Annotated in this window: 2 pseudogenes; one reads left to right on the forward strand and one right to left on the reverse strand. The window is 69.2% G+C overall.

Annotation, left to right across the window (positions count from 1 at the left end):
• Positions 1-219, reverse strand: a pseudogene (locus tag CCN33_RS26820) (cell division protein SepF); the annotation flags it as partial.
• Between the two features lie 239 nt (positions 220-458).
• Between CCN33_RS26820 and CCN33_RS26825 the strand changes: the two are divergent.
• Positions 459-672, forward strand: a pseudogene (locus CCN33_RS26825) (methylmalonyl-CoA mutase); the annotation flags it as partial.

Here is a 672-nt window from a genome sequence, read left to right on the forward strand (position 1 = left end):
GTCCAGCAGCACCGGCACCCCCGCCATCAGGGTCTCGGCGACGTCGCGGGCGTCCGCGAAGACGTTGACCCGCAGGACGACGAACCGGCGGCGCGTCTCGGTGTCCGCGTCGGGAAGCGTCCGGTGGCTGACCGCGGACGGCCATGCGTCCCGGCCTCGCAGCGGCACGACCTGGGCGAGCCCTTCCCACTGTTCATCGGTGACGTCGTAACGGCTCACCGGCTCCCCCTGACCTGACTCGCTTTCGATGCCTGCACCAGCCAATTCTTACGCCAAGTCACCCGTTCGGCCCAACAACGACACACTGTGCGACACAGCCCTGATCCGGCGTCCGGCCCATCTGCCGTGCACACGGCGCCGGAAGGTCCCTCGGGAGGCTCGGATCACAACCGCAACGAGGGGAAGGTCACAGGCCATCGTTCTGCTGTCACCTGAGCACCCTGTCCTAACATCCGAGCATGACGGTCCTGCCTGACGACGGGCTCTCACTGGCCGCCGAGTTCCCTGACGCGACGCATGAGCAGTGGCAACGCCTGGTCGAGGGTGTCCTGCGCAAGTCCGGCAAGGAAGTCTCCGGCGCGGCAGTCGAGGACGCCCTGTCCACGACGCTGGAGGACGGGCTGCGCACCCGGCCGCTGTACACCCCGCGCGACGCCGCGCCCGACCCCGGCC

This window comes from Streptomyces recifensis (genome assembly GCF_002154615.1).
Classification (GTDB): Bacteria; Actinomycetota; Actinomycetes; order Streptomycetales; family Streptomycetaceae; genus Streptomyces; species Streptomyces griseoluteus.